The 21,338-nt window shown below is 61.6% G+C and carries 20 protein-coding genes and 1 tRNA gene; 18 read left to right on the plus strand and 3 right to left on the minus strand.

What is annotated here, in order from left to right; genetic code table 11:
• Positions 1-18 precede the first annotated feature (18 nt).
• The 7 genes from G9408_RS15655 to G9408_RS15685 all read left to right on the plus strand — a co-directional run bounded on the left by G9408_RS15655 (position 19) and on the right by G9408_RS15685 (position 8,614).
• Positions 19-1,329, plus strand: a complete 1,311-nt coding sequence (locus G9408_RS15655; protein WP_168454847.1) for an RHS repeat-associated core domain-containing protein — start codon at positions 19-21, stop codon at positions 1,327-1,329.
• On the plus strand, positions 1,326-1,880 hold the full coding sequence (locus G9408_RS15660) for a hypothetical protein (protein ID WP_168454848.1): 555 nt from the start codon (positions 1,326-1,328) through the stop codon (positions 1,878-1,880). The genes G9408_RS15655 and G9408_RS15660 overlap by 4 nt, the downstream gene beginning before the upstream one ends.
• A gap of 44 nt (positions 1,881-1,924) precedes the next feature.
• On the plus strand, positions 1,925-2,422 hold the full coding sequence (locus tag G9408_RS15665; protein ID WP_168454849.1) for a hypothetical protein: 498 nt from the start codon (positions 1,925-1,927) through the stop codon (positions 2,420-2,422).
• A 360-nt stretch (positions 2,423-2,782) separates the two neighbouring features.
• Positions 2,783-3,619 carry a Calx-beta domain-containing protein gene (locus G9408_RS15670; RefSeq protein ID WP_168454850.1) on the plus strand — a complete coding sequence of 279 codons (837 nt, stop codon included), beginning with the start codon at positions 2,783-2,785 and terminating at the stop codon, positions 3,617-3,619.
• On the plus strand, positions 3,619-5,550 hold the full coding sequence (locus G9408_RS15675; protein ID WP_168454851.1) for a hypothetical protein: 1,932 nt from the start codon (positions 3,619-3,621) through the stop codon (positions 5,548-5,550). Before G9408_RS15670 ends, G9408_RS15675 begins: the two co-directional genes overlap by 1 nt.
• Positions 5,547-8,135, plus strand: coding sequence for an RHS repeat-associated core domain-containing protein (locus G9408_RS15680; protein WP_168454852.1), 2,589 nt, complete (start codon positions 5,547-5,549; stop codon positions 8,133-8,135). The genes G9408_RS15675 and G9408_RS15680 overlap by 4 nt, the downstream gene beginning before the upstream one ends.
• Complete coding sequence (locus G9408_RS15685; RefSeq protein ID WP_168454853.1) at positions 8,129-8,614, plus strand: Imm26 family immunity protein; 486 nt, start codon at positions 8,129-8,131, stop codon at positions 8,612-8,614. Before G9408_RS15680 ends, G9408_RS15685 begins: the two co-directional genes overlap by 7 nt.
• Before the next feature lie 921 nt (positions 8,615-9,535).
• Here the strand turns inward: G9408_RS15685 and G9408_RS15690 are convergent.
• The gene (locus G9408_RS15690) at positions 9,536-9,913 is read right to left on the minus strand and encodes a TrbC/VirB2 family protein (protein WP_168454854.1); all 378 of its coding nucleotides are present in this window, start codon (positions 9,911-9,913) and stop codon (positions 9,536-9,538) included.
• A 183-nt stretch (positions 9,914-10,096) separates the two neighbouring features.
• On the opposite strand from G9408_RS15690, the gene G9408_RS15695 reads away from it, so the two are divergent.
• From G9408_RS15695 to virB11, 8 genes are read left to right on the plus strand one after another with little or no spacing between them, the layout of a single operon-like run.
• Positions 10,097-10,411, plus strand: coding sequence for a TrbC/VirB2 family protein (locus tag G9408_RS15695; RefSeq protein ID WP_168454855.1), 315 nt, complete (start codon positions 10,097-10,099; stop codon positions 10,409-10,411).
• Between the two features lie 3 nt (positions 10,412-10,414).
• Positions 10,415-10,699 (plus strand): type IV secretion system protein VirB3, encoded by a 285-nt coding sequence (locus G9408_RS15700; protein ID WP_168454856.1) that lies wholly within the window; start codon positions 10,415-10,417, stop codon positions 10,697-10,699.
• Positions 10,678-13,047, plus strand: a complete 2,370-nt coding sequence (locus tag G9408_RS15705; protein WP_168454857.1) for a VirB4 family type IV secretion/conjugal transfer ATPase — start codon at positions 10,678-10,680, stop codon at positions 13,045-13,047. The genes G9408_RS15700 and G9408_RS15705 overlap by 22 nt, the downstream gene beginning before the upstream one ends.
• 2 nt (positions 13,048-13,049) lie before the next feature.
• Positions 13,050-14,267: a type IV secretion system protein gene (locus tag G9408_RS15710; protein WP_168454858.1), complete on the plus strand. Its 1,218-nt coding sequence runs from the start codon at positions 13,050-13,052 to the stop codon at positions 14,265-14,267.
• The gene (locus G9408_RS15715) at positions 14,264-15,043 is read left to right on the plus strand and encodes a virB8 family protein (RefSeq protein ID WP_168454859.1); all 780 of its coding nucleotides are present in this window, start codon (positions 14,264-14,266) and stop codon (positions 15,041-15,043) included. Before G9408_RS15710 ends, G9408_RS15715 begins: the two co-directional genes overlap by 4 nt.
• Positions 15,040-15,741: a TrbG/VirB9 family P-type conjugative transfer protein gene (locus tag G9408_RS15720; RefSeq protein ID WP_168454860.1), complete on the plus strand. Its 702-nt coding sequence runs from the start codon at positions 15,040-15,042 to the stop codon at positions 15,739-15,741. Before G9408_RS15715 ends, G9408_RS15720 begins: the two co-directional genes overlap by 4 nt.
• Complete coding sequence (locus G9408_RS16480) at positions 15,738-16,838, plus strand: TrbI/VirB10 family protein (RefSeq protein ID WP_210423400.1); 1,101 nt, start codon at positions 15,738-15,740, stop codon at positions 16,836-16,838. The genes G9408_RS15720 and G9408_RS16480 overlap by 4 nt, the downstream gene beginning before the upstream one ends.
• Positions 16,835-17,821 (plus strand): P-type DNA transfer ATPase VirB11, encoded by a 987-nt coding sequence (gene virB11 / locus G9408_RS15730; RefSeq protein ID WP_168454861.1) that lies wholly within the window; start codon positions 16,835-16,837, stop codon positions 17,819-17,821. Before G9408_RS16480 ends, virB11 begins: the two co-directional genes overlap by 4 nt.
• A gap of 259 nt (positions 17,822-18,080) precedes the next feature.
• Here the strand turns inward: virB11 and G9408_RS15735 are convergent.
• Together G9408_RS15735 and G9408_RS15740 are read right to left on the minus strand one after the other, a co-directional pair.
• Positions 18,081-18,155: transfer RNA gene (locus G9408_RS15735), tRNA-Glu, on the minus strand.
• A 572-nt stretch (positions 18,156-18,727) separates the two neighbouring features.
• The gene (locus G9408_RS15740; protein WP_168454862.1) at positions 18,728-18,931 is read right to left on the minus strand and encodes a hypothetical protein; all 204 of its coding nucleotides are present in this window, start codon (positions 18,929-18,931) and stop codon (positions 18,728-18,730) included.
• A gap of 489 nt (positions 18,932-19,420) precedes the next feature.
• On the opposite strand from G9408_RS15740, the gene G9408_RS15745 reads away from it, so the two are divergent.
• The 3 genes from G9408_RS15745 to G9408_RS15755 all read left to right on the plus strand — a co-directional run bounded on the left by G9408_RS15745 (position 19,421) and on the right by G9408_RS15755 (position 21,334).
• Positions 19,421-19,927: a hypothetical protein gene (locus G9408_RS15745; RefSeq protein ID WP_168454863.1), complete on the plus strand. Its 507-nt coding sequence runs from the start codon at positions 19,421-19,423 to the stop codon at positions 19,925-19,927.
• Positions 19,928-20,017: 90 nt separating this feature from the next.
• Positions 20,018-20,581, plus strand: coding sequence for a hypothetical protein (locus G9408_RS15750; protein ID WP_168454864.1), 564 nt, complete (start codon positions 20,018-20,020; stop codon positions 20,579-20,581).
• 120 nt (positions 20,582-20,701) lie between these two features.
• Entirely contained in the window at positions 20,702-21,334 is a 633-nt protein-coding gene (locus G9408_RS15755) for a fimbria/pilus periplasmic chaperone (protein ID WP_168454865.1), read from the plus strand.
• Positions 21,335-21,338 lie beyond the last annotated feature (4 nt).

Below are 21,338 nucleotides of genomic sequence, written 5' to 3' on the forward strand. Positions count from 1 at the left end.
TGGAGCGAGTGTCGGTCGATGGTGAGCTGCCGTTACGAGGATTATGTCCACGACAAGAACGGCAATCTGCTGCGCGTCGAGCGTCCAGCGAACGCCGACGACGCCAGCCCGGCGCAGAGCGACGTCCACGTGATCGCGAGCGGGACGAACCGGCTGACCTCGGTGGTGCATGCCGCGGGGACGCGCAGCTTCACGCACGACGCGCGCGGCAACCTCACCGCCGACACGCGCCCGGCGGGGGCGGGCGTGACGCTCGCCTATGACGGTCACGCGCGACTGGCGAGCTATGCGCGCGCTGGCGCCGAGACGCAGGCGATGCTGTACAACGGGTTCGACGAGCGCGTCGGCCTGACGACGATGCTGGGTGGCAGTGCGGTCGAGGAGCGGCGCTTTGCCTATGACGCGGGCCACCGCATCGTCGGCGAATATGGCGCGACGACCGCCGACCTTCGCGCCGAATATATCTGGCTGCTGCCCGAGGTGGGCGACGGCACCGCGTTCGGCGGCGACGACGGGCTGGGCGGTTACATGCCGCTGGCGGTCGCGATCCCCGACGGGGCGACGAGCAAGCTCCACTGGACGCAGGGCAATCACCTCGGCACCCCGGTGGTCACGACCGACTCGAGCGGCGCCGTCGTCACCCCGACCGGCTACGCCCGGATCGGGTTCCCGGGGCAGGTCGAGCAGCATGCCGACCTGTATTACAACTATTACCGCGATTATGACCCGACGCTCGGGCGGTATGTCCAGGCAGATCCCATAGGGCTGGGTGGGGATGTGAATCCCTATGCTTATGCTGCGGCAAATCCGTTGGTAGGCATTGATCCTCTCGGACTGACCAATATTAACCTTCACAATCCGGTTGACGATCCAGCATGGTTTATTGGCGCCTTGTCTCAGCCCGATCGGCCGGGAATTTGCTCGGTTTTTGCTCACGGGAGCGATTCACATATACTGGTAAACCATCCCGGCAAAGCAAATGACATGAGGTATTGGCAAGGTGAAGGTTTTACAAAAGGAGGGGTGGAGTTTCGATCTCTCGATGAGTTTACAAGAATTTTGGAGGCGAGATGCAAAAAAGACGAAATCATAGTTCTTTGGTCATGTAATACCGGAATGCGGCAGGATGGTTTTGCTTCCCAATTGGCTAAGACGATGAGGCGTCGGGTCCGTGCCCCGACTACCTACGTGTGGGCGTACGGTGGGCAGCTTTCGCCGCATCCGTCCCACGCCGATCCTTTCCACAACCCTGGCCGGAAAACGAGCGAGGGTGAAGGGTGGCAAGATTTCGGGCCTGATGGAAAGCAACTTGGGAGACCTTACCCATGACAAATATCGATCGTTTGCGAAGCTTCGCTATCAAACTGGTCTTGGGGTCGACCCTCGTTTTGGCGAGTTGTGGAGATCCGATGGCCTCATCGCCGGAGCAAAGGCCTCATGCGTCACCGGCGCAAATGGAACGGAACCACGAGCCTCCCTCACTTTTTCGTGACGAGATGAAAACCGAAATGGAAATGCACGAGATCGATGAGCTGCGACGAAAGAATGGGAAAGATAATGATGCTTGGATAGTCGCAGAAAATTCGCCAGATTCCAGAAAAATGCTCGCCTTGCTCGAAAATGGAATAAGCAATGGCGATAAGATTTTTCAAAAAATATTAATTGATAGCTATATTGACGCAAGTAAAGATAATAAAATTCCTACAAGAAATAGAAGAAACTATTTAATTAAAGCAATTTGGACATGGCAAAGAATCTCGCCGTCCGTAGAAAACTGGAAAGATACTGGATCGAAGATTGAAATAAAGTCATCGGATTCGGCATATAATCGCAAAATTCTTCAAGAGTTGATTATTGAGCTTGAAAAATTGGACGAATAGCAGCGTAGAAATACTTTGACAATATCACCTCGATCACCGACCATGTGACCCCGGCGAACAGCCGCGGCTTTGGCTATGACAGCGTCGACCGGTTGAACCGGGTCGACGGCGGCACCAGCGGCTTTGCGCGCGAGGATTATGTCCACGACAAGAACGGCAATCTGCTACGCGTCGAGCGTCGGGTGAACGCCGACGACGCCAGCCCGGCGCAGAGCGACGTGCACGCGATCGCGAGCGGGACAAACCGGCTGACGTCGGTGGTGCATGCCGCGGGGACACGCAGCTTCACGCACGACGCGCGCGGCAACCTCACCGCCGACACGCGCCCGGCGGGCGCTGGGGTCACGCTCGCCTATGACGGCCATGCGCGACTGGCGAGCTATGCGCGCGCCGGCGCCGAGACGCAGGCGATGCTGTACAACGGGTTCGACGAGCGCGTCGGCCTGGCGATGGAGTCGGTTGGCGAGATCTTGAATGCGGTGACCTACAAATTTCTAGATGAGATCTTGTGGCGTCAGGTTGGCCGACTTTCCGCGCAGTAATGTGGGCGGCACGGGAATGTATACGGGGATTACGGTTGATAGGAGCGGTAGGGGACGGTCTTCCGAATGTGGATCCTTCACACGTCCTCAACCGTACTCAATTCTAGGCAAACGAAATTTTTCTAACCGTGAAATGTCGTTATTTTGACAAAATTGCGTTATTATTGAAGATTGAATAAAAATATCGGTTATGGATATAATTTCGTTCCAATATTCAGAAAAAATCGCCACCAAAATGGTGGTATCGGGCGATGTCGTGTTGACCGGAAACTAAAACACTGAAAATTCTTGCCTCTCGTCAAGCGCCTCAAAATCGGGCGCTGATGGTAAAAGGGGAGGCGCTCAGTGCGATGTCGCGTGTTGGCTTTGGTATTAGCGGCATGGCCTGCCGTTACATCGAGCGCTTCGGAAACCACCACTTATTCCTATGATGCCCTTGGTCGACTGGTTGCGACAAGCAACGTCGGTGGTCCGCGCCATGGAAAGACCAACGCGCAGGATTATGACCCGGTCGGCAATCGTACCGCTGTCGCCGTCGGCCAGCCGTTGCCCGGACCGGCGCCCAACGCCTCGGTGTTTTCGATTTCCGGTCCTGCGACCATCAGCGAAGGCGCCTCGGCGGTCTTTACGATCAGCCGGACGGGTACCGCGTCCGCATCGCTCAGCGTCAATTATGCGACCAGCAATGGCTCCGCCGCGGCGCCGGTCGATTTCGGCGCAGTGAGCGGAACGATGACATTCCTTCCTTGGGAAACCGCCCGGACCTTTGCCGTGACGGTGCTGGACGACGGTGTGTCGGAAGGGGCCGAGCAATTCGCGGCCGTCCTCTCGGCGCCGTCGAGCGGCGGGTCGATCGGGATGGGTACGGCGACGACGACGATCAACGCCAATGGCCCGGCCAACCAGCCGCCCGTCGCGGTGACCGACACGCTGGTGATGGGAACGTGCCAGAACCGAACCATCAATGTCGTCGCCAACGATACCGACCCCGAAGGCAACCTGCCGCTTGCCCTGGTTTCGATCGTTCACAACGACGGGATGGGCAACGCCTATATCTCCGGGACCACCAGCATCCAGTTCCAGTCCTTCGGCGCCGCGGGGCCCGCGGGGGTCATTTATACGGTGCGTGACAGCCTGGGGGCGACGTCGACGGGCGCGCTCGACATCGTCATCAACGATTGGGGAGGGTGCAACTGATGCGTGTCGTCCAGGCCTTGGCGAGCTGCCTAAGAGCGTCTTTCACCCCGGCATCCATCGCCGCCGTCACGACTTTGGCGATGGCGGTTCCCGCGCACGCCTCGAACGATCTTCGCTATGCCTATCCCGACCAGATGAGCGTGAGCCCGGCAGGCGTCAATCTCCAGACGGGGCGCTTTACCCATTCGAAGACAGATGTTGTGATCGGGCCGCTGCGCTTCGTCAGAAGCTGGGCGGAATTCGTTCCGGCGGCACATAATTCCAACATCATGGGAAAATATTACACTGGCTTGGTGACCGGTTGGACGCATAATTTTGTTCAGGGCGTGCAATTCGTCCAGAACAGCACGTCCGAATATGACGTGTTCATCGATAGCAAAAGATATCGATACACCTCGTCGGGCGGAACCTTCCTTCCCTGGAACAAGACCGCGCTCGGGACGCTGCTGACGCAGGACGCCGGCGCCTATTATCTGACCGACGAACGCGGTGCCAATTTTGTGTTCAGCAAGTCGCTGCCCGCAAATGCCCCGATTTCGGCGGTTTATGCCGATGGGTCGCGACTGGATTACACCTATAATGGCTCGGGCAAGCTGATCTCGGTTAAAAGCAGTTTGGGCTATATCCTGAACCTCGAATATGACGGCTATGGCAATGTCTCGGCAGCCTGCGGTTTCAACACCGCCACCGATTTTGTCGCATCGGGCACCTGCGCCGGAGCCACGCTGAAAGCGTCGTACGGCTATACATCGGGCGGCAGCCAGCTCGCTTCGGTGACCGACGTGCGCGGCGGGGTGGTCCAGATCACCGGCAGCGCGCCGACCTGCATCACGCTGCCCAATTCTTCGACCTGCGAAGTCCAGAATTTCTACGGCACACAGCCCGGCGAAAGCTTTCAGACCCCGCCGGACATCGTCCGAAAGCAGGTCATGGCCGACGGCAAGACATGGCTCTACAGCTATAACCTTGGCGAAGATCCGCTCGATGTCCCGATCGTTCCGGGTCGTCCCCGCTGGTCGCGAAGCTGGATGACGGCGCCCGATGGCAAGGTCACGAGCCTGAGATATGATCGCGGCGTTTTGGTGCAGCTGGCGACGCCGTCGAACACCACCGAATATCGCTATGAAAACGAGACGGTGAACGCGAACTGGATCACCTTCGACTATCATGCGGTGATGCCTTCCCTCGTCACGCAGGACGAGGGCAACCGCGAATATTTTCTCTACAGCACCACCGGGCAGGTCATCCAGAAATCGAGCTGGCCCAAAAATGCGCCGCACCCGACGCTGGTCGGCGGCGGCGACATGATATCGCGCACCGACGCCGAGCTCGCCCTATGCTGCACCACCCCCGGGGTCGCCAATATCCCCGCGGGCGCGGCGACCTATGGCCAGGCCTTTTTGCCCAGCTACCCGGCCGGTCATGTCAAGCCCACGGGCTGCGGCTCGGGGCCGGCCGATGCCAAGCGGTGCAACAAGCCGATCGTGCAGATCGACGCCAACGGCAACCAGACCGACTTCACCTATGATCCGGCGCATGGCGGCGTGCTGACCGAGACCGGTCCGGCGGTGAACGGCGTGCGCCCACAAACGCGCTATGCCTATGTGCAGCGCCAGGCCTGGATCAAGACCGGCTCGGGCAGCTATGTTGCGACTGGCCAGCCGGTGTGGCTGCTGGCGTCAAAGAGCATCTGCAAGACGAGCGCGGCAACAGGGAATCCCGCCTGGCCCTGTTCGGCAGGCGCGGGTGACGAGGTGCGGACGCTTTACGACTATGGCCCCGACAGCGGGCCCAACAATCTGCTGCTGCGCGGCGTGGTCGATGACGCGACGGGCGAAGCGCTGCGCACCTGTTACAGCTATGACTGGCGGGGGAACAAAGTGAGCGAGACGAAGCCGAAAGGCACCACCGCCTTGGCGACCTGTCCGTGAGCGGGCGCTTGAAAGCGGCGCTCGGCGCCCTTGCGCTGCTGGCGGGATTGGCGGCCCCGGCGCTGGCGCAAAGCTCGGCCTCGGACCACACTTTTGCGACACGCTATGACCTGGACAGGCGGGTGACAGGGACGATTGCGCCCGATCCCGACGCTGCCGGCGCGCTCAGACATGCGGCGGTGCGGAACAGCTATAATGCGCAGGGTCTGCTCACCAAGGTGGAGTCGGGCGAGCTGTCGGCGTGGCAGTCGGAGGCGGTGGCCCCGGCGGCGTGGACGGGGTTCACGGTCTTCCAGACCATCGATACCGAATATGATCTGGCGGGCCGCAAGCTGCGGGTGACGGTGCGGGGCAGCGATCTGGTCGCGACCGCGCTCACCCAATATAGCTATGATGCGGGCGGCGCGCTCGAATGCACCGCGGTGCGGATGAACCCCGCGGCTTATGGCGCGCTCCCGGCGAGCGCGTGCAGCCTGGGGACGCAGGGCAGCTTCGGTCCCGACCGGATCACGCGCAATGTCTATAATGTGAAGGGGCAGCTGGAAAAGGTCCAGAAGGCGGTCGGAACCGCGCTGCAACAGGATTATGTCGCGTACAGCTATACGGTAAATGGCAAGCAGGCGAGCGTGACCGACGCCAACGGGACGCGCGCGAGCTACGCCTATGACGCGCTCGACCGGCTGGCGCGCTGGAACTTCGCGTCGAAAACGACGGCGGGGGTCGCCAGCACCACCGACTATGAAGAATATGGCTATGACGCCAATGGCAACCGCACGAGCCTGCGCAAGCGCGACGGATCGACGCTGACCTATCAATATGACGCGCTCAACCGGAACACGGCCAAGATCGTCCCCGAGCGCGCCGGGCTGTCATCGACCCACACGCGCGACGTCTATTATGGCTATGACCTGAGGGGGCTTCAGCTTTACGCGCGGTTCGACGGCACCGGCGGTGAGGGGCTCACCTCGGCCTACAACGGTCTTGGGCGGCCGACCTCCTCGACCCTGACGATGGATGGGGTCGCGCGAACGCTGCAATACAGCTTCGACAGGAACGGCAATCGCGCCGAGTTGACGCAGCCGGGCGTGGCCACAACGACCTTCGGCCATGATGGCCTGGACCGGATGTCCTCGGTCTTTGAGGGCGCCTGGGCGACCAATGTCGCGACCTTTGGTTACAACAACCGGGGCCAGCGCACGAGCCTGGCGCGCCTAAGCGGCGGCGCGACCAGCTATGGCTATGATCCGGTCGGGCGCCTGGCGACCCTCACCGACGATCTGGCGGGAACGAGCGCTGACACGACCTCGACGTTCGGGCATAATCCGGCGAGCCAGATCATCATGCGGACGCGGTCGAACGACGCCTTTGTGGGTAGCGATACCGACCGAACCCTTCGCTACACCGTGAACGGGCTCAACCAATATGCCACCGTCGGTCCGGCAACTTATGGCTATGACGCGAACGGCAATCTGACCGGCGACGGTGCGACGACGTACACTTACGATGTCGAGAACCGGCTGGTGAGCGCCACCGGGGCGAAGAATGCGGCGCTGCGCTATGATCCGCTGGGGCGGCTCTATGAGACGGTCGGCGGCGGCGTGACGACGCGGTTCCTCTATGACGGCGACGAACTGGTGGCCGAATATGACGGCTGGGGCAATCTCCAGCGGCGCTATACGCATGGTGCCGGCTCGGACGATCCGCTGCTGTGGTACGAAGGCGCCAGCACGCGGCGCCAGCTCTACACCGACCATCAGGGCAGCATCATATCGGTGGCGGACGCGAACGGCACCCCGCTCGCAATCAACCGCTACGACGACTGGGGCGTGCCGAACGGCGGCAACCTCGGGCGGTTCCAATACACCGGACAGGCGTGGCTCCCCGAGCTTGGCATGTATTACTACAAGGCCCGCATCTACTCGCCGATGCTCGGGCGGTTCATGCAGACCGATCCGATCGGGTATGATGATCAGGTCAATCTTTATGCTTATGTCGGCAATGACCCTGTTAACTCGGTCGATCCCTCGGGGGAAGAGGCTGCCAGTATCACTTGCATGAATAACGCTTGCGGTGGCGAACTGAGTCCTGATCAGTTGGCCAATGTGGTCGAAGTTCTTGGCGCAGTGTGGGACGTCATTACTCTCCCAACTGGGGTGGGCTCTGGTCCAGAAGGCATCGCAGTCTCCAAAATTATTGCTTCAGGCATCCGAGAAGGCACCGAGCAAGGTGCCCAAAGGGCTGCAACGAGAGGCGAGCGCACCTACCAAACTTACACAAAGACTAACCCCAAAACCAACGAAGTGTACACGGGACGGACGAGCGGGCGCGGAACTCCCGCGCAAAATGTTGCTCGACGGGATTCCAGACATCACAAGACAAAGGACGGATTTGGTCCGGCAAGGCTCGACAGATCATCTAGAAATCCACAGGCAATTCGTGGTAGAGAACAACAAAAAATCGAGCGCAACGGTGGCGCTAGATCCCAAGGGGGTCGATCTGGGAATCAGATTAATGGAATATCTGATCGAAATCCGCAAGGAGCTGCATGTAGAGCTGCGGCCAACAAAGAGTTTGGAAAATGTTAAATAGAAAACGTAGGAGAAAGCCAGGTCAAATTTTGAAAATTGACCTAGGTGCCGGAATATACGCATTAGGAATTGTACTTGATGAGCCTCTTATCGCATTTTTTGACCAAGAGTTCAAAGAAGCCAGTGCATATGAGGTTGAACGACTACCAGTTGCCTTCATTCTGATGGTGATGAACAACGCGGTCACCTCCGGGAGGTGGGATGTGCTTGGTATGCAAAATATTCCAGATAGGCTCAGCGATAAGCCGAAGTTTTGTAAGCAGGATCCCATCTCCGGCGATCTTTCAATTTACCAAGAGATTGATGAGCTCGCCCCGCACTTCGAGAGGCCTGCAGAACCGGGTGAATGCGAGGGTTTGGAAACAGCCGCAGTTTGGGAAGCAGAGCATGTGGAAGACAGATTGCGCGATCATTTCGCTGGCAGAGAAAATGAATGGGAGAAGCAATTGAGAATTCAAGGATCCGTGTCAACGTAATGATTACGGAGTGATTGCGAAGGCGATTAGGATAGCAACCTACTAGCCGCCGAATAGTTTTGGATTGCGGTGCGGATTAGAATTACGATGACAGGGGATTACGGTGACAGACAGGGGATTACGGTGACAGGTGCAATAACCCAATGTGAAAGAAAAAGAATTCACTGAGCCGGTCGGAACTGGTCCTCGGGGAGGAGATCAGACCAGGGTCAGAACACATGAAGCTTCAGACGGTAGTATTCACGGTCACCCGTGCGGTCCTGAACGGCCTTGCCCACAGCCAAAATAGGAAGCTTGTAATCATGGATTTTATATATACCGCGTGGTTCCGTGACCCGCTTGCTCAACCAAGCGACGAAGACTACGAGTGGCCCGCATGTATTGTTATCCGATCAGAAAAAATGGAGGATGCCCAGAAGTGGGGTGACGTCATCGCTCAAAGTCGATCCCAAACGCTGCCTCCTGCTATATTTCTGCACTCCACTATCGAGACAATTGAAAGGTCGGATTACACTGCTGACTTGCCTATCATATCGGTGGGAGAAAACCCCACAGATGAGGAAATAGGTTGGTAGAGTTTGATTGGGCCAGACTTCTGTCGCTTTGCCTCATACGTTCCTGATCTTCTGTTTCCCGACCCCGGAGCGGTAATGGCGTATCATTGAACTGTCGTCCGACTGCGCAAGAAGGCGGGCTATTACGGTGACAGGTGTCCCCAACTATTGGCGCTGCGTCGTCGTGCCGCTGGCCTTCTTTCATGGCCCGTCTTCCGTGCTTCGTTCTTCCCGGCGTTCAGCATCATGGTGAGATACGGTGACAGGTGCAACATCCCTAAAACTGTCTGTCACGACTTTTCGTTGGATTTTTTGCATTCTTCATAGGAAGCCAGCTGCTAGAGCGCGCGATGTGACTCATCACTATTTAGCGCGTCGTCGGCACAGAGGCGCCGGCGTAGGGATCGTACGGGGCAGCCGGCGCGGCTGTTGATCGCAACTGGCCGGACAACTCACCAGTGTCGGCGGCCGATTGTGGGCGTAGCGAAATATTCTCACCGGCCCGGCCGGTTAGCGCAGCTGCGATACCGCCAGCGCCGAACAGAATGAAGCACCCGAGCACGACCGTGATGCCGCGCCGCAATTCCAATCTGCCCAACAGCATAAGCAGTCCAATGGTTGCCACGGCAACCACCGCGACGATCGTCGCCGTGCTACCCAGGGCGGCACCTTGAATCCAGCCAACGCCCTCAGTGATAGGGCTTTCCGCGGGTGGATCAGTGAGTGAAAGGGTCGGCAAGGACATAGAGACTCCAGAGCTTCACATTCAGCGCCTCCTAGCCCACCGCGGCAATCGAAAACGCCACCATTTTGGCACCAATTGTTGCCGCCCTTGGTCGATTCCGACTGGCCGACGCATCTGGTCCCGACTAGCCTCGCGCCTGTAATCAAAACAGTTCTTGGCAGGAAGCGGGACGGATAGGTGAAGTTGAAATATAGAATTGTCAGCTATTCGGCTGCCCTGCTCGGACTTTTCCATGTTGCGACCGCGCAGGCACAGGAAATCGCCGATCCGGCCGGTTCGGGTGTGCTGGTATCGGCGCTGCGCTGGCTCGAAGGCACCCTCCTCGGCACCATCGCGACGGTCGTCGCGGTCATCGCGGTCGCGACGGTCGGCTTCATGATGCTGACCGGACGGATCAACTGGCGTTACGGCGCGACGGTGATCGTCGGCTGCTTCATCCTGTTCGGGGCCGCCAGCATCGTCGCGGGCATCCAGTCCACCGCCAGCCTCGGTCGCTGAGCGATGAACGGGGTCGAGCGCGATGTGATGTTCGTCGCGCTGACGCGGCCACAGATGTTCGCGGGGGTCACCTACAGCTACTTCGTCGCCAACGCGGTCCTCGCGACCGAATTGTTCCTGATCTTCAAGTCGGTCTGGGCCTTGGTCCTCGCCCTGATCGTCCATCTGGCCGGCGTGCTGCTGTGCCTGCGCGAGCCGCGTTTCTTTGACCTCTGGCTCGCCAAGGTCGGTCGCTGTCCGCGGGTGCGCAATTTTTCGATCTGGCGATGCAACTCCTACCGGCCCTAGCGTCCTCACCGAAGATCGTTGCCAGGGAGGCGCCCGCCGGGCGTCACCTGCCTTACGGCCATCATGTCGACGATTACACGATCGCGACCCGCGACGGCTTGCTGATGCAGGTGATTGCGCTGCGCGGCCTGTTGTTCGAGACCGCCGACACCGACGAGATCAACTATCGCAAGCGGCTGCGCGATGCGATGCTGCAATCGATCGGCTCGTCGCGCTTTGCCATCTATCACCATATCATCCGCCGTCGCATCGAAGCCGGGCTCGACGGGGCATTCGGCGATCCGTTCTCCGCCAAGCTCGATGCGGCGTGGCAGGGGCGGCTCGACCGGCGCCAGCTGTTCGTCAACGATCTCTATCTCACTTTGATCCGGCGCCCGTTGCAGGGCCGCGTCGGGATGCTCGACAGCTTGCGCGAGAAGCTGGGTGGCGCGCGTTCGGTGGCAGAGACTGAAACGCATGACTTGCGCCAGCTCGACACCGCGCGCGAGGCATTGATGGCTGCGCTCGGCAGTTACGAGCCTTCGCTGCTGACGGTCTATGACGGCCCGGTCGGGCCTTGCTCCGAGCCGCTCGAATTTCTCTCGACGCTCTACAATGGCGAGAGCCGTCCGGTGCTGCTGCCGACGCAGGACATCGGGGCGTATCTCCCCGACCGGCGGATCAGTTTCGGGCAGGAGGCGATCGAACTCGGGCCGTCGGGGCATTCGGATCGCAGCTTTCTCGGCCTCGTGTCGATCAAGGATTATCCGGGCCAGACCAGCCCGGGCATGTTCGACGAGCTGCTGCGCCTGCCGTTCGAGCTGACCGTCTCGCAATCTTTCGGCTTCGTCGAACGCCAGTCGGCGCTCGAGCGGATGAACCTGACGCTGCGCCGCATGCGCTCGGCCGAGGACGAGGCACTCAGCCTGCGCGCCGAGCTGGCGAACGCCAAGGATGAGGTTGCGGCGGGACGATCGGGCTTTGGCGAGCATCATATGACAATATGCATTCGCGGCGCTTCGCCCGCCGAGGTCGACGCGGGGGTTGCCGAAGTCCAGGCGGCGCTCACCGACCTCGGCATCATCGCGGTGCGCGAGGAAATCGCGCTCGAACCCGCCTTTTGGGCGCAGTTCCCCGGCAACTTCAAATATATCGCGCGGCGCGGCCTGGTCTCGACGGGCAATTTCGCGGGGCTCGCCAGCGGGCATAATTTTGCGCTTGGCCAGCCGCATGGCAATCATTGGGGCGATGCGGTCACCCTGTTCGAGACCACCGCCGCTGGCCCCTATTTCTTCAACTTCCACCAGGGTGATCTCGGCAATTTCACCATCATCGGCCCCTCGGGGTCGGGCAAGACGGTGGCGCTCAATTTCCTCCTCGCACAGGCGCGCAAGTTCGATCCGCGGATCGTCTTCTTCGACAAGGACCGCGGCGGCGAGCTGTTCATCCGTGCAATCGGCGGGCGCTACGATGTTTTGCGCCCCGGCGCGCCGTCGGGGCTCAACCCGCTCCAGCTCGAGGATAATGCCGCCAATCGCCAGTTCCTGATCGACTGGCTCGCGCTGCTCGCGGGCGGCGCCAGCGTCGAGGAGCTGGCGCAGGTCAAGGATGCGATCGACGCCAATTACGCGCAGCCGCTGCAGCACCGGCGGCTGCGCCATATTGTCGAGCTGTTCCGCGGCGGCCACCGCCCGCACGCGGGCGACATGTGGTCGCGCCTCAGGCCGTGGTGGGGCGACGGCGAGCGTGCGTGGCTGTTCGACAATGAAATCGACGCGACCGACCTGACGGTGCGCTCGGTGGGGTTCGACATGACGCAGATATTGGACGACCCGGCGGTTCGCACCCCGGCGATGATGTATCTGTTTCACCGCGTCGAGGAGCGGCTCGACGGCAGCCCGGCGATCATCGTCGTCGACGAAGGCTGGAAGGCGCTTGACGATGACGTATTCGTGCGCCGGATCAAGGATTGGGAAAAGACGATCCGCAAGCGCAACGGGATCGTCGGCTTTGCGACCCAGAGCGCGCAGGATGCGCTGGAAAGTCGGATTGCGAGCGCGATCATCGAACAGGCGGCGACGCAGATCTTCATGGCGAACCCGAAAGCACGCGCCGAAGACTATATTGACGGGTTCGGGCTGACCGCCCATGAATATGAGCTGGTCCGCTCGCTGCCCGACAGCGCGCATTGTTTCCTCGTCAAGCATGGCAATGAAAGCGTCGTCGCGCGTCTCAACCTGTCGGGCGAGCACGAACTGCTGACGATCCTGTCGGGGCGCGAGCGCACCGTACGGATCCTCGACGAGCTGCGCGCCGAACATGGCGATGCGCCCGAGGCCTGGTACGCCGCATTGATGGAGCGCGCCTGATCATGGCACTTTGCGACGCGATCCCGGCCCCCGAGAGCTTCGCGCCGAGCGTGCTCCGCTTCCTCGACTGTCAGGCGCAGGTCATTGGCGCGCAAGGCTATGGTGCAATGGCAACCCCGGGATCGACCGCTTCGGTCCTGCTCACTGGCATGGTCACGCTGCTGATCGCGTTTCTTGGCTACCGGATGCTGCTCGGCCAAACCCCGACAATCCGCGAGGGGGTGCTGACCTTCGTCAAGATCGGGCTGGTGCTGGTGCTGGCGACGAGCTGGCCCGCGTATCAGATCCTCGTCTATGAAATCATTCTTCGCGCGCCCGCCGAGCTGGCCGCGACGATCGGCGGCGCTGCGAGCCTGCCGGGCAGCGGCGGCGGGCTGGTCCAGCGAATCGATGGCGTCGATCAAGCGCTCACGATCCTTGCGATCGAAGGCGTCGGCCCGGCACCGCTCGGCTCGAACGGGCAACCCATCGTTCCGAGCGTTCCGCCCGCACCGTTCATCGGCTTCGACAATTTCGCGCTCGGCTTTGCCCGGGTGATCTTCCTCGTCTCGACGATCGCGTCCTTTGCGGTGGTGCGGATCGTCGCCGGACTGCTGTTGGCGCTGGCGCCGCTGTTCGCCGCCTTCCTGCTGTTCGACGGAACGCGCGGCTTGTTCGCGGGCTGGCTGAAAGCGCTGCTTGGCTCCGCGCTCGGCAGCCTCGCCATAGCGATCACGCTCGGCGTCGCGCTGGCGTTCCTTGAGCCTTGGCTCGCCGGCCTGCTCGCGCGGCGCGGCGGCGGTCTCGATATCATCGGCGCGCCCGCGCAATTGCTCGCTGCGACGACGATCTTCGCGATCGCGCTGACCGCCGTGACGGTGATCATCGGGCGTGTGGCGCTCAGCCTGCGCATCCCGGCGTGGATGCAGGTGGCGTCAGCCCGCGCCGCCGAAGGCGGTGCCTCGCGCATTGAAAGCGCGCAGCAGCCTGTCGCCTCGCACGCGCCGATCGAGAGCCGCTCGCGCGCGGCGGCGATCGCCGATGCGGTTGCGATCAATGAGCGCCGCGAAACCGTCGCCGCCGAAGCGAGCGGTGGATCGCGTGCGGCGCATATCGCGCGCACGACCGGTCGGCAGGATGGCATCGAGCGTTATGGCGCCGCGCCCACCGCGGTAACGGCTGGACGCCGTACCCGCCAACGCATCTCGACACGCGCACTTGCCAGGGATCGGCGCTCATGAACAAACCCAGCCGCGAGGCGCTCGATGCCTATTATGCCGAAGCGGGGAGCTGGGCGCACGACCGCGAGAATGCGCTGCGCTCGTCGCGCCGTACCGCTTGGTGGGTGGCTGGCGCCGCCTCGGTTATCGCGGTGTGCGAGGCGCTCGCGCTCGTATTCCTGACCCCGCTCAAGACCGTCGAGCCCTATACCTTGCTGGTCGACCGCCAGACCGGCTTCGTGCAACCCTTGAAGCCACTTGAGCCGCAGGCGATTTCGCGCGAGCGCGCGCTCACGCAATCTTTCCTCGTCCAATATGTCATCGCCCGCGAGGGCTTCGACATCAATTCGATGCAGCGCGACTATCAGAAGGTCGCGCTGTGGTCGGATGGCGCGGCTCGTAACAGCTATCTGTCGGAGGTTCAGGTCTCCAGTCCCGACAGCCCGCTGGTCCGACTGCCGCGTTCGTCGCTGATCGATGTGCAGGTAAAAAGCGTTACCCCGATGAGCGACGACAGCGCGATGGTCCGCTTCGACACCCAGCGGCGCGATGCTGGCGGGCAGGCCGGGCCGGCTCAGCCGTGGGTCGCGATCGTCCGCTACGGCTATAGCGGTGAACCGATGTCGGTGGCGGACCGGATGATCAATCCGCTGGGATTCAAGGTGACGAGCTATCGAAAGAGCGCCGAGGCGATCGCGGCGCCCGCACCCGCAACCGCCGTCGTGGAACCGGCCCCCGCTTTGCCCGCGAATATTCCTGCAGGGTCAACCGGGCAACCGACCGCGGCTCGCCCATGATGTTCCGCATCGCTCTTGTCATCCTGTCGTTGATGCCGATGTCCGGCGCCGGGTCGCAGGTGCGTCCGCAGCCGGGTATCGGCGACGCGCGCATGCAGACGGTCGACTATCGCCGCGACCAGGTTGTCGAGATCGAAGCTGCGCCCGGCTATCAGGTCATGATCGCGCTCGCCCCAGACGAGCAGATCCAGAATGTCGCGGTCGGCGACAGCGGGGCGTGGCAGGTTGTGGCGAGCCAGAGCGGCAACATGCTGTTCGTGCGGCCGAACGCGGGCGGCATCAGCACCAATATGACGGTGATCACGAGCGCGCGCTTTTACGCCTTCGATCTGGTCCCGGCCAATGGCTCGCCGCCTTATGAGATCCGCTTCCGCTATCCTCCCGAGCCGGGAACCGATGCAGGAGCCGCGGCAAGCGAGGCGACCGCGGCGGTGGGCATGTACCGCATGGGCGGCACCCGTGCGCTGTGGCCCGTTCGGATGCACGATGATGGCATCAAGACCTATATCGATTGGCCGGCGGACGTCGCGCTGCCCGCGGTGTTTGTCATCGACGACTACGGCCGCGAGCGGCTGGCCAATGGCAATATGCGGGGGCATCTCTACGTGATCGACAGCGTGCATGAAATGCTGCTGTTTCGCATCGATCGCAAAACGGCGCGCGCTAAGCGATACCTCCCCAAGGCGGAAGCCTCATGAGCGCGCCCGACGCCAGTCCCGCCGGTCCCCAAAAAGCTGCTGAGCGCGGCGTCGTGCCCCAAGTCGGCCGTCCGCGCGCTGGACTTTCGGGTGTTGCGATCGGAATCGGGGTGGTGGTTGCCGCCGGACTGCTCTTCTCGATCCTCGATGCGCGGCGCCGCGCCTTGTCGGCGCCTGCGGTGCGTCCGGCGCCATCCGAGCTCGTCGGAGCGTCGCAGGCGCCGCCGCCGCTCTATATTCCGCCTGTCCCGCGTGCCGCGGTGGCGCAGCCATTTGCTCCGCCGCCAAGCCCAGCTGTTGCCCCGCGCGAGCCGCAGCCGCGGCCCGTTCCCGTGACGCCGCCGCCATCCTATTCGCAGCCGCCGCCCATCTCTTATGCGCCGCCGCCGCCTCAGGAGGTTCCAGCGCCGCGCACCAGTGGCGGTGCCATCCTGATCCTTGACTCCCAAGCCCGGCCCGCCGCCGACGGAGCGCAGCCGTCGGCGGCCGGCGGTCAATCCGCCGCTTCGTTCGGGACCACCGCGCGCAGCCGCGCGGGTTCGATCGCCAATCGTGCGACGACGGTGCCGCAGGGTACGCTGATCCCCGCTGTTCTCGAAACCGCCATGAACTCGACCGGCGCAGGTTTTGCCCGCGCGCTCGTCCAGCGCGACGTCCACGGGTTCGACGGCACCCGCATACTCATCCCGCGCGGCAGTCGCCTCATCGGCGAATATGCGTCGGACACCAGCCCCGGCCAGAAACGTGCCTTTGTGACCTGGACCCGGCTCATCCGTCCTGACGGCGTGACGATCGCGCTCCAGTCGCCGGCGACCGACCCGGTCGGCGTCGGCGGCGTGCGCGCGAGGGTCAACAGTCATTTTTTCGAGCGCTTTGCGGGATCGATCCTGCAGACGGCGATGCTCATCGGCGGCAACCTCGCGGCGCGCTCGGTCGGCGATTCGGTGGTGATCGCGCTTCCCGGATCATTGCCCGGCGCCGGTACGACGACACAGGCAACGCAGATTCCGCCGACGCTCAGCGTCCGGCAGGGAACGAGCATCAGCATATTTGTCGCGCGCGATCTCGACTTTACCGGGGTCGAGGCGCCGCGATGACGGCAGCGGTCGCCGAGCGGGTCTATCTTGGCAGCTATCTCTCGCCATTGTCGTTTGCGCTCGAACGGGCCGACGTCACCGACATCTATATCAACCGCCCGGAAGAGCTGTGGGTCGAAACGCTGGGCGGCGCGATCGAGCGGCATGATGTTCCCGCACTCGACGCATCGCTGCTGGCCCGACTGGCACGGCAGGTCGCGGCGCTCAGCCACCAGGGGATCAGCCGCGAGCATCCCCTGCTGTCGGCAAGCCTGCCCGACGGCTCGCGCATTCAGATCGTCGCACCGCCCGCGACGCGCGGCGATCTGGCGATCGCCATTCGCAAGCACGTGTCGGCCGAGCTGACGCTCGACGATTATGTCGCCGCCGATGCGTTTCGCGCTGTCCGCAAGGCCGGGCAGGGGCAAGCCGCAGTGGTCGAGCGGGTGCGTGCACTGGTCGACAGCGGCGATATCGCCGGAGCACTGCGTGCGGCGGTACGGGGGCGCCTCAATGTGCTGATCTCGGGCGGGACGTCATCGGGCAAGACGACTTTTCTCAATGCGCTAATCCGCGAAATCCCGGCCGAAGAGCGGCTGGTCCTGATCGAAGATACGCCCGAGATCCGGATAGCGCATGCCAACGCCGTCGGCTTGATCGCCGCCCGCAGCGCGCTGGGCGAGGCATCGGTCACTGCGAACGACCTTGTATCGGCATCGCTCCGCATGCGCCCCGACCGCATCATCCTTGGCGAGCTGCGCGGTCCGGAGGCCTTTGCGTTTCTGCGTGCGATCAACACTGGTCATCCAGGCTCGATGACCACCATCCACGCTGACAGCGTCGAGCGCGCGTTCGAGCAGCTGGCCTTGTTAGTGCTGGAGGGCGGCTCGACGCTCCAGCGCGCCGATATCCTGTCCTACGTGCGCACGACCGTGGATATCGTGCTCCAGCTCAGCCGCGATGCGACCGGGCGGCATGTGTCGGGGATATCGGTCGGGGGTTGATGTCATTTCGGCGATTGGTCGCTTCGCGATCAACACCTCGATGAATCGCTACCTTGGGGAATCGCCTGGCCAGTGCGGCTTCTTCATCGTTACCGCCGAAGGGTTATCGGGTTGCAATTTTGCAAACTGCTCCTCCGCCATTGCCTTGAAGCCGTTGGCCGTCGCCACGGTGGCAGCGATCCGATCGAGCCTGATCCGTTCCCGAACTCCCCGTCAAACAGTCAGCTTGGAGCCGTTTGGAACCCTGCGAGAAGGATTTTGGTGACCCTTGCGGGAATCGAACCCGTGTTTCAGCCGTGAGAGGGCCGCGTCCTGACCGCTAGACGAAGGGGCCGCAGGGGGTCGGAAATTTTCGGAGAGAAAGCCCGCCGACCGCGCGCTTGACCGTGGTGACCCCTACGGGAGGGGTCGGATGGGTTACAAGCCCACGGTTTTCCGTCGTTTTCTGCGAAGTGAGACGACGCATGTGTACTCATTGGGTGTACTCACGATTGTGAGCAGGCTGTCACAATAGCAGTTGCTAAGATAATCTGTAAAGGCCGTCTGCGCCTGATGGACGAACCCGCTTCGCAGCATGGGCGCCAAAACTGAGGTAGCGGAGGATACACGGACGTTGAGCAAGGCGGCGTGGTAATGCCGATCATAGAGCTCCTGCAACGATGAGGAGCATATGGTGACTATTGTTACGGTCCACGTTCCCGTCACCTCGCTTCGCCAGCGCACGCAGCATGATAAGAGGATGCGCGGCTTGGGTCGGCACACCCAGCAAGACTAAATCAGCCGCGTCCGACGCTTGCTGCATTCCTCGGTCGCCCTCTCGATACGGCAACAACCGAAGATCTCGGGCGCCTGCAGCTATATTAGCACGAGAAGGGCGTCAGCGCGTCAACCGTCAACGGCGCTGTCTCAGCTTTGCGTTTCCTGTTCGCGGGGACTATCGGGCAGCGGGACGTCGCGTGTTCTCTCGTCATCTCGCGTAATTCGCGCAAGCTGCCCGACGCGCTCCCGGCCATGGATCTTCGGAGAATACGGCTGAACATACGCCATCTGCTCGTCCGTCAGCTCGATAAATTGCTGAAATTCAGTCTCCTCGCAGTGCGCCTGAATCATAAATCAATAGGTCCTGATTTTGCCGCCCGCATGCGGGGCCAAATGACCGCCGGCCCTCACGTTAAGACACTGACTGAAGGTGTTTCGAACTGGGACGAAGTTGCCAAGTGCACGCCGAAGTCACTTAACCGTTTGTTAAACGAGTTGCGAATCGACCCGCGCTCCGTTAACAAACGGTTAGCTTTTGAGGGCAGGGGTTAATCCACCGATCGGAAGAAGCTCGAAGGTGCGAGGGTCGCGGCACCTTTTAGAAGGGGGCGCCTGCTAACACGGGCATTACCCACATTCCTGTAGCTTTGCTCATTTGGGCAGGCCGTCTCTTGGGCGCTTCGCTCAGGGCGATGTCGTGCGACAATTGAACGAAGCCGAAGGTTTGCGCCGGGAATACCGGCGTGAGAAATGGTGACGTCGCGCAGCTCTTCGGTGGCACGGCGTGCCTCGTTTAATCTGATGATCGGCAATCGTGCTGGTTCATTGTGGAGAATAGTGATGAAGACTCTTTTTGCTGCTGCTTCGGTTCTTGCCGTGCTCGCTTCGACTCCTGCCGTGGCTGACGACAAGGCGGACGTCTCGATCACGGGCAACATCGCCCTGGTCTGCACCGTGTCGCCTGACGTCCGTGACGTGACCGTCGACCTCAATAGCACCGCCGCTCAGTCGGCTGGCAGCCTGACCTACCGCTGCAACGGCGCCAACGGCTTCACCCGGACGATTGCTTCGGACAATGCCGGTCAGCTCAACAACGTGGCCGGTGCAAATAAAGGCTTTGTGCCCTACACCATCACCCACGGCGGCGGCTCTGGCCTTGGCATCGCCACGCCTGTGTCACTGGCCACTCCTCACACGACGAACCTGGGTTCGTCCGGCGCCTTTGTGAACGGCCAGACCGGCACTTTGAGCCTGATCCTCGCCAAGCCGGCATCGGCCACCCTTGCGAACCCACTCTTCGCCGGTGACTACACCGATGTCGTTCGCGTTTCGATCACCGCCAACTGATAGGCTGCCTCATAACGAGGCGATGGATGCAGGGGTGGCTTTCTGAAGCCACCCCTGTTTTCGGCTTGGTTGCAGGAGGGTTTGGGTGTGATGCGCAAGTACATCTTGCTAGGCTGCTGGTTGGCAATCGCGTCTGCGTCGGCGCAGGCGCAGGTGGTCGAGCAGACGGTCCTGCAACCCCGCGATCAGACTTACTTCGAGCGTGATTTCGGCAAAGAGGCTGTGATTGCGATCAGAGCGGTCAACTCCCTTCAGTGTAGCGTGATTTTTGACCAAGCGTCAGCCACCGTAAATCTAGTCGCTTCGCGCGTCGAAGAAGTAGGCGTCAGTCTGAACTGCAATATACCCTTCCGGCTCAAGGCAACCGCCGCAAACGGCGCTCTTCGCCACACGGAACTGTATCAGTCGGGCAACGCGCGAAGCTATCTCCCCTATTCGGTGTCTTGGCCATCAATGGTCAGCAATGGCGGTGAGCCGGTCGCGGCCAATTTTTCGGCAGCGGGTGCGCAATGGGCTGGCGGGCTGGATTTCGTATCCGGCACCTCAGTCATCGATCAGCACGGCGGAATGCGAATCAACTGGGGCAGCGCTCGAGAACTGCTCGCGGGAAATTACCGCGAGACATTTACAATTGAGATGGAACCCGTCGACTAGAGTCGTTGTGAGCCATCCAGCAAGGGTCAGACCATGTCAGTGTGTCGCAAAATTTTCGGATGGACCGCGGCTACCGCGGTTTTGTTCGCAACGCCAGCTGCGGCGCATCGGGTATACCCGATGAGCTATGAGCTGGCCCCGACTGGTTCCGGCGCGTCGACCGTACTGCGGGTCGACAATACCACCGACCGACCGATCACGCTTGAAGTCGTGGTGGAGAAGCGGAGCTGGGACGAAGCGGGGCAGGAAACGCGTACCCCTGCGGAGGACGATTTTGTGGTCCTCCCGCCCCAGATGGTGGTCGAGCGGGGGAAGACCCAGGCTGTTCGCATACAATATGTGGGCGAGCCCGTCGTCAACGACACTGCGATGTATGTGATCGGAATCAACCAGGTACCGGTTGTCGATCCGAACGCACCGACTGGCGTGCAGTTCGTGATCAATTTTGGAACCGCCGCCTACGTGGTGCCGGCGGGCGCAAAGACGGAACTCAAGGTTGTCTCCGTCAAAGCGGCTAGCGAGCCCGGGCTGATGGACGTGCTGCTAGAAAATACTGGCTCGCGATATGCGCCGCTTGGTAACACGACCTGGACGTTCACCAACGCCGCGGGCGCGAAGATGGAACTCACTGGAGATCCGTTGCGAGAGACGCTGGTAGCGTCCGTTGTGCCGTCTCATGGCCGTCGGCTTTACAAAATCCCTGCCGCCAAGAACTTCGACTTGTCGGGGCCGGTGCAGCTGACGATCAAGTAGAAGC

It is taken from the genome of Sphingopyxis microcysteis, assembly GCF_012274265.1.
Classification (GTDB): Bacteria; Pseudomonadota; Alphaproteobacteria; order Sphingomonadales; family Sphingomonadaceae; genus Sphingopyxis; species Sphingopyxis microcysteis.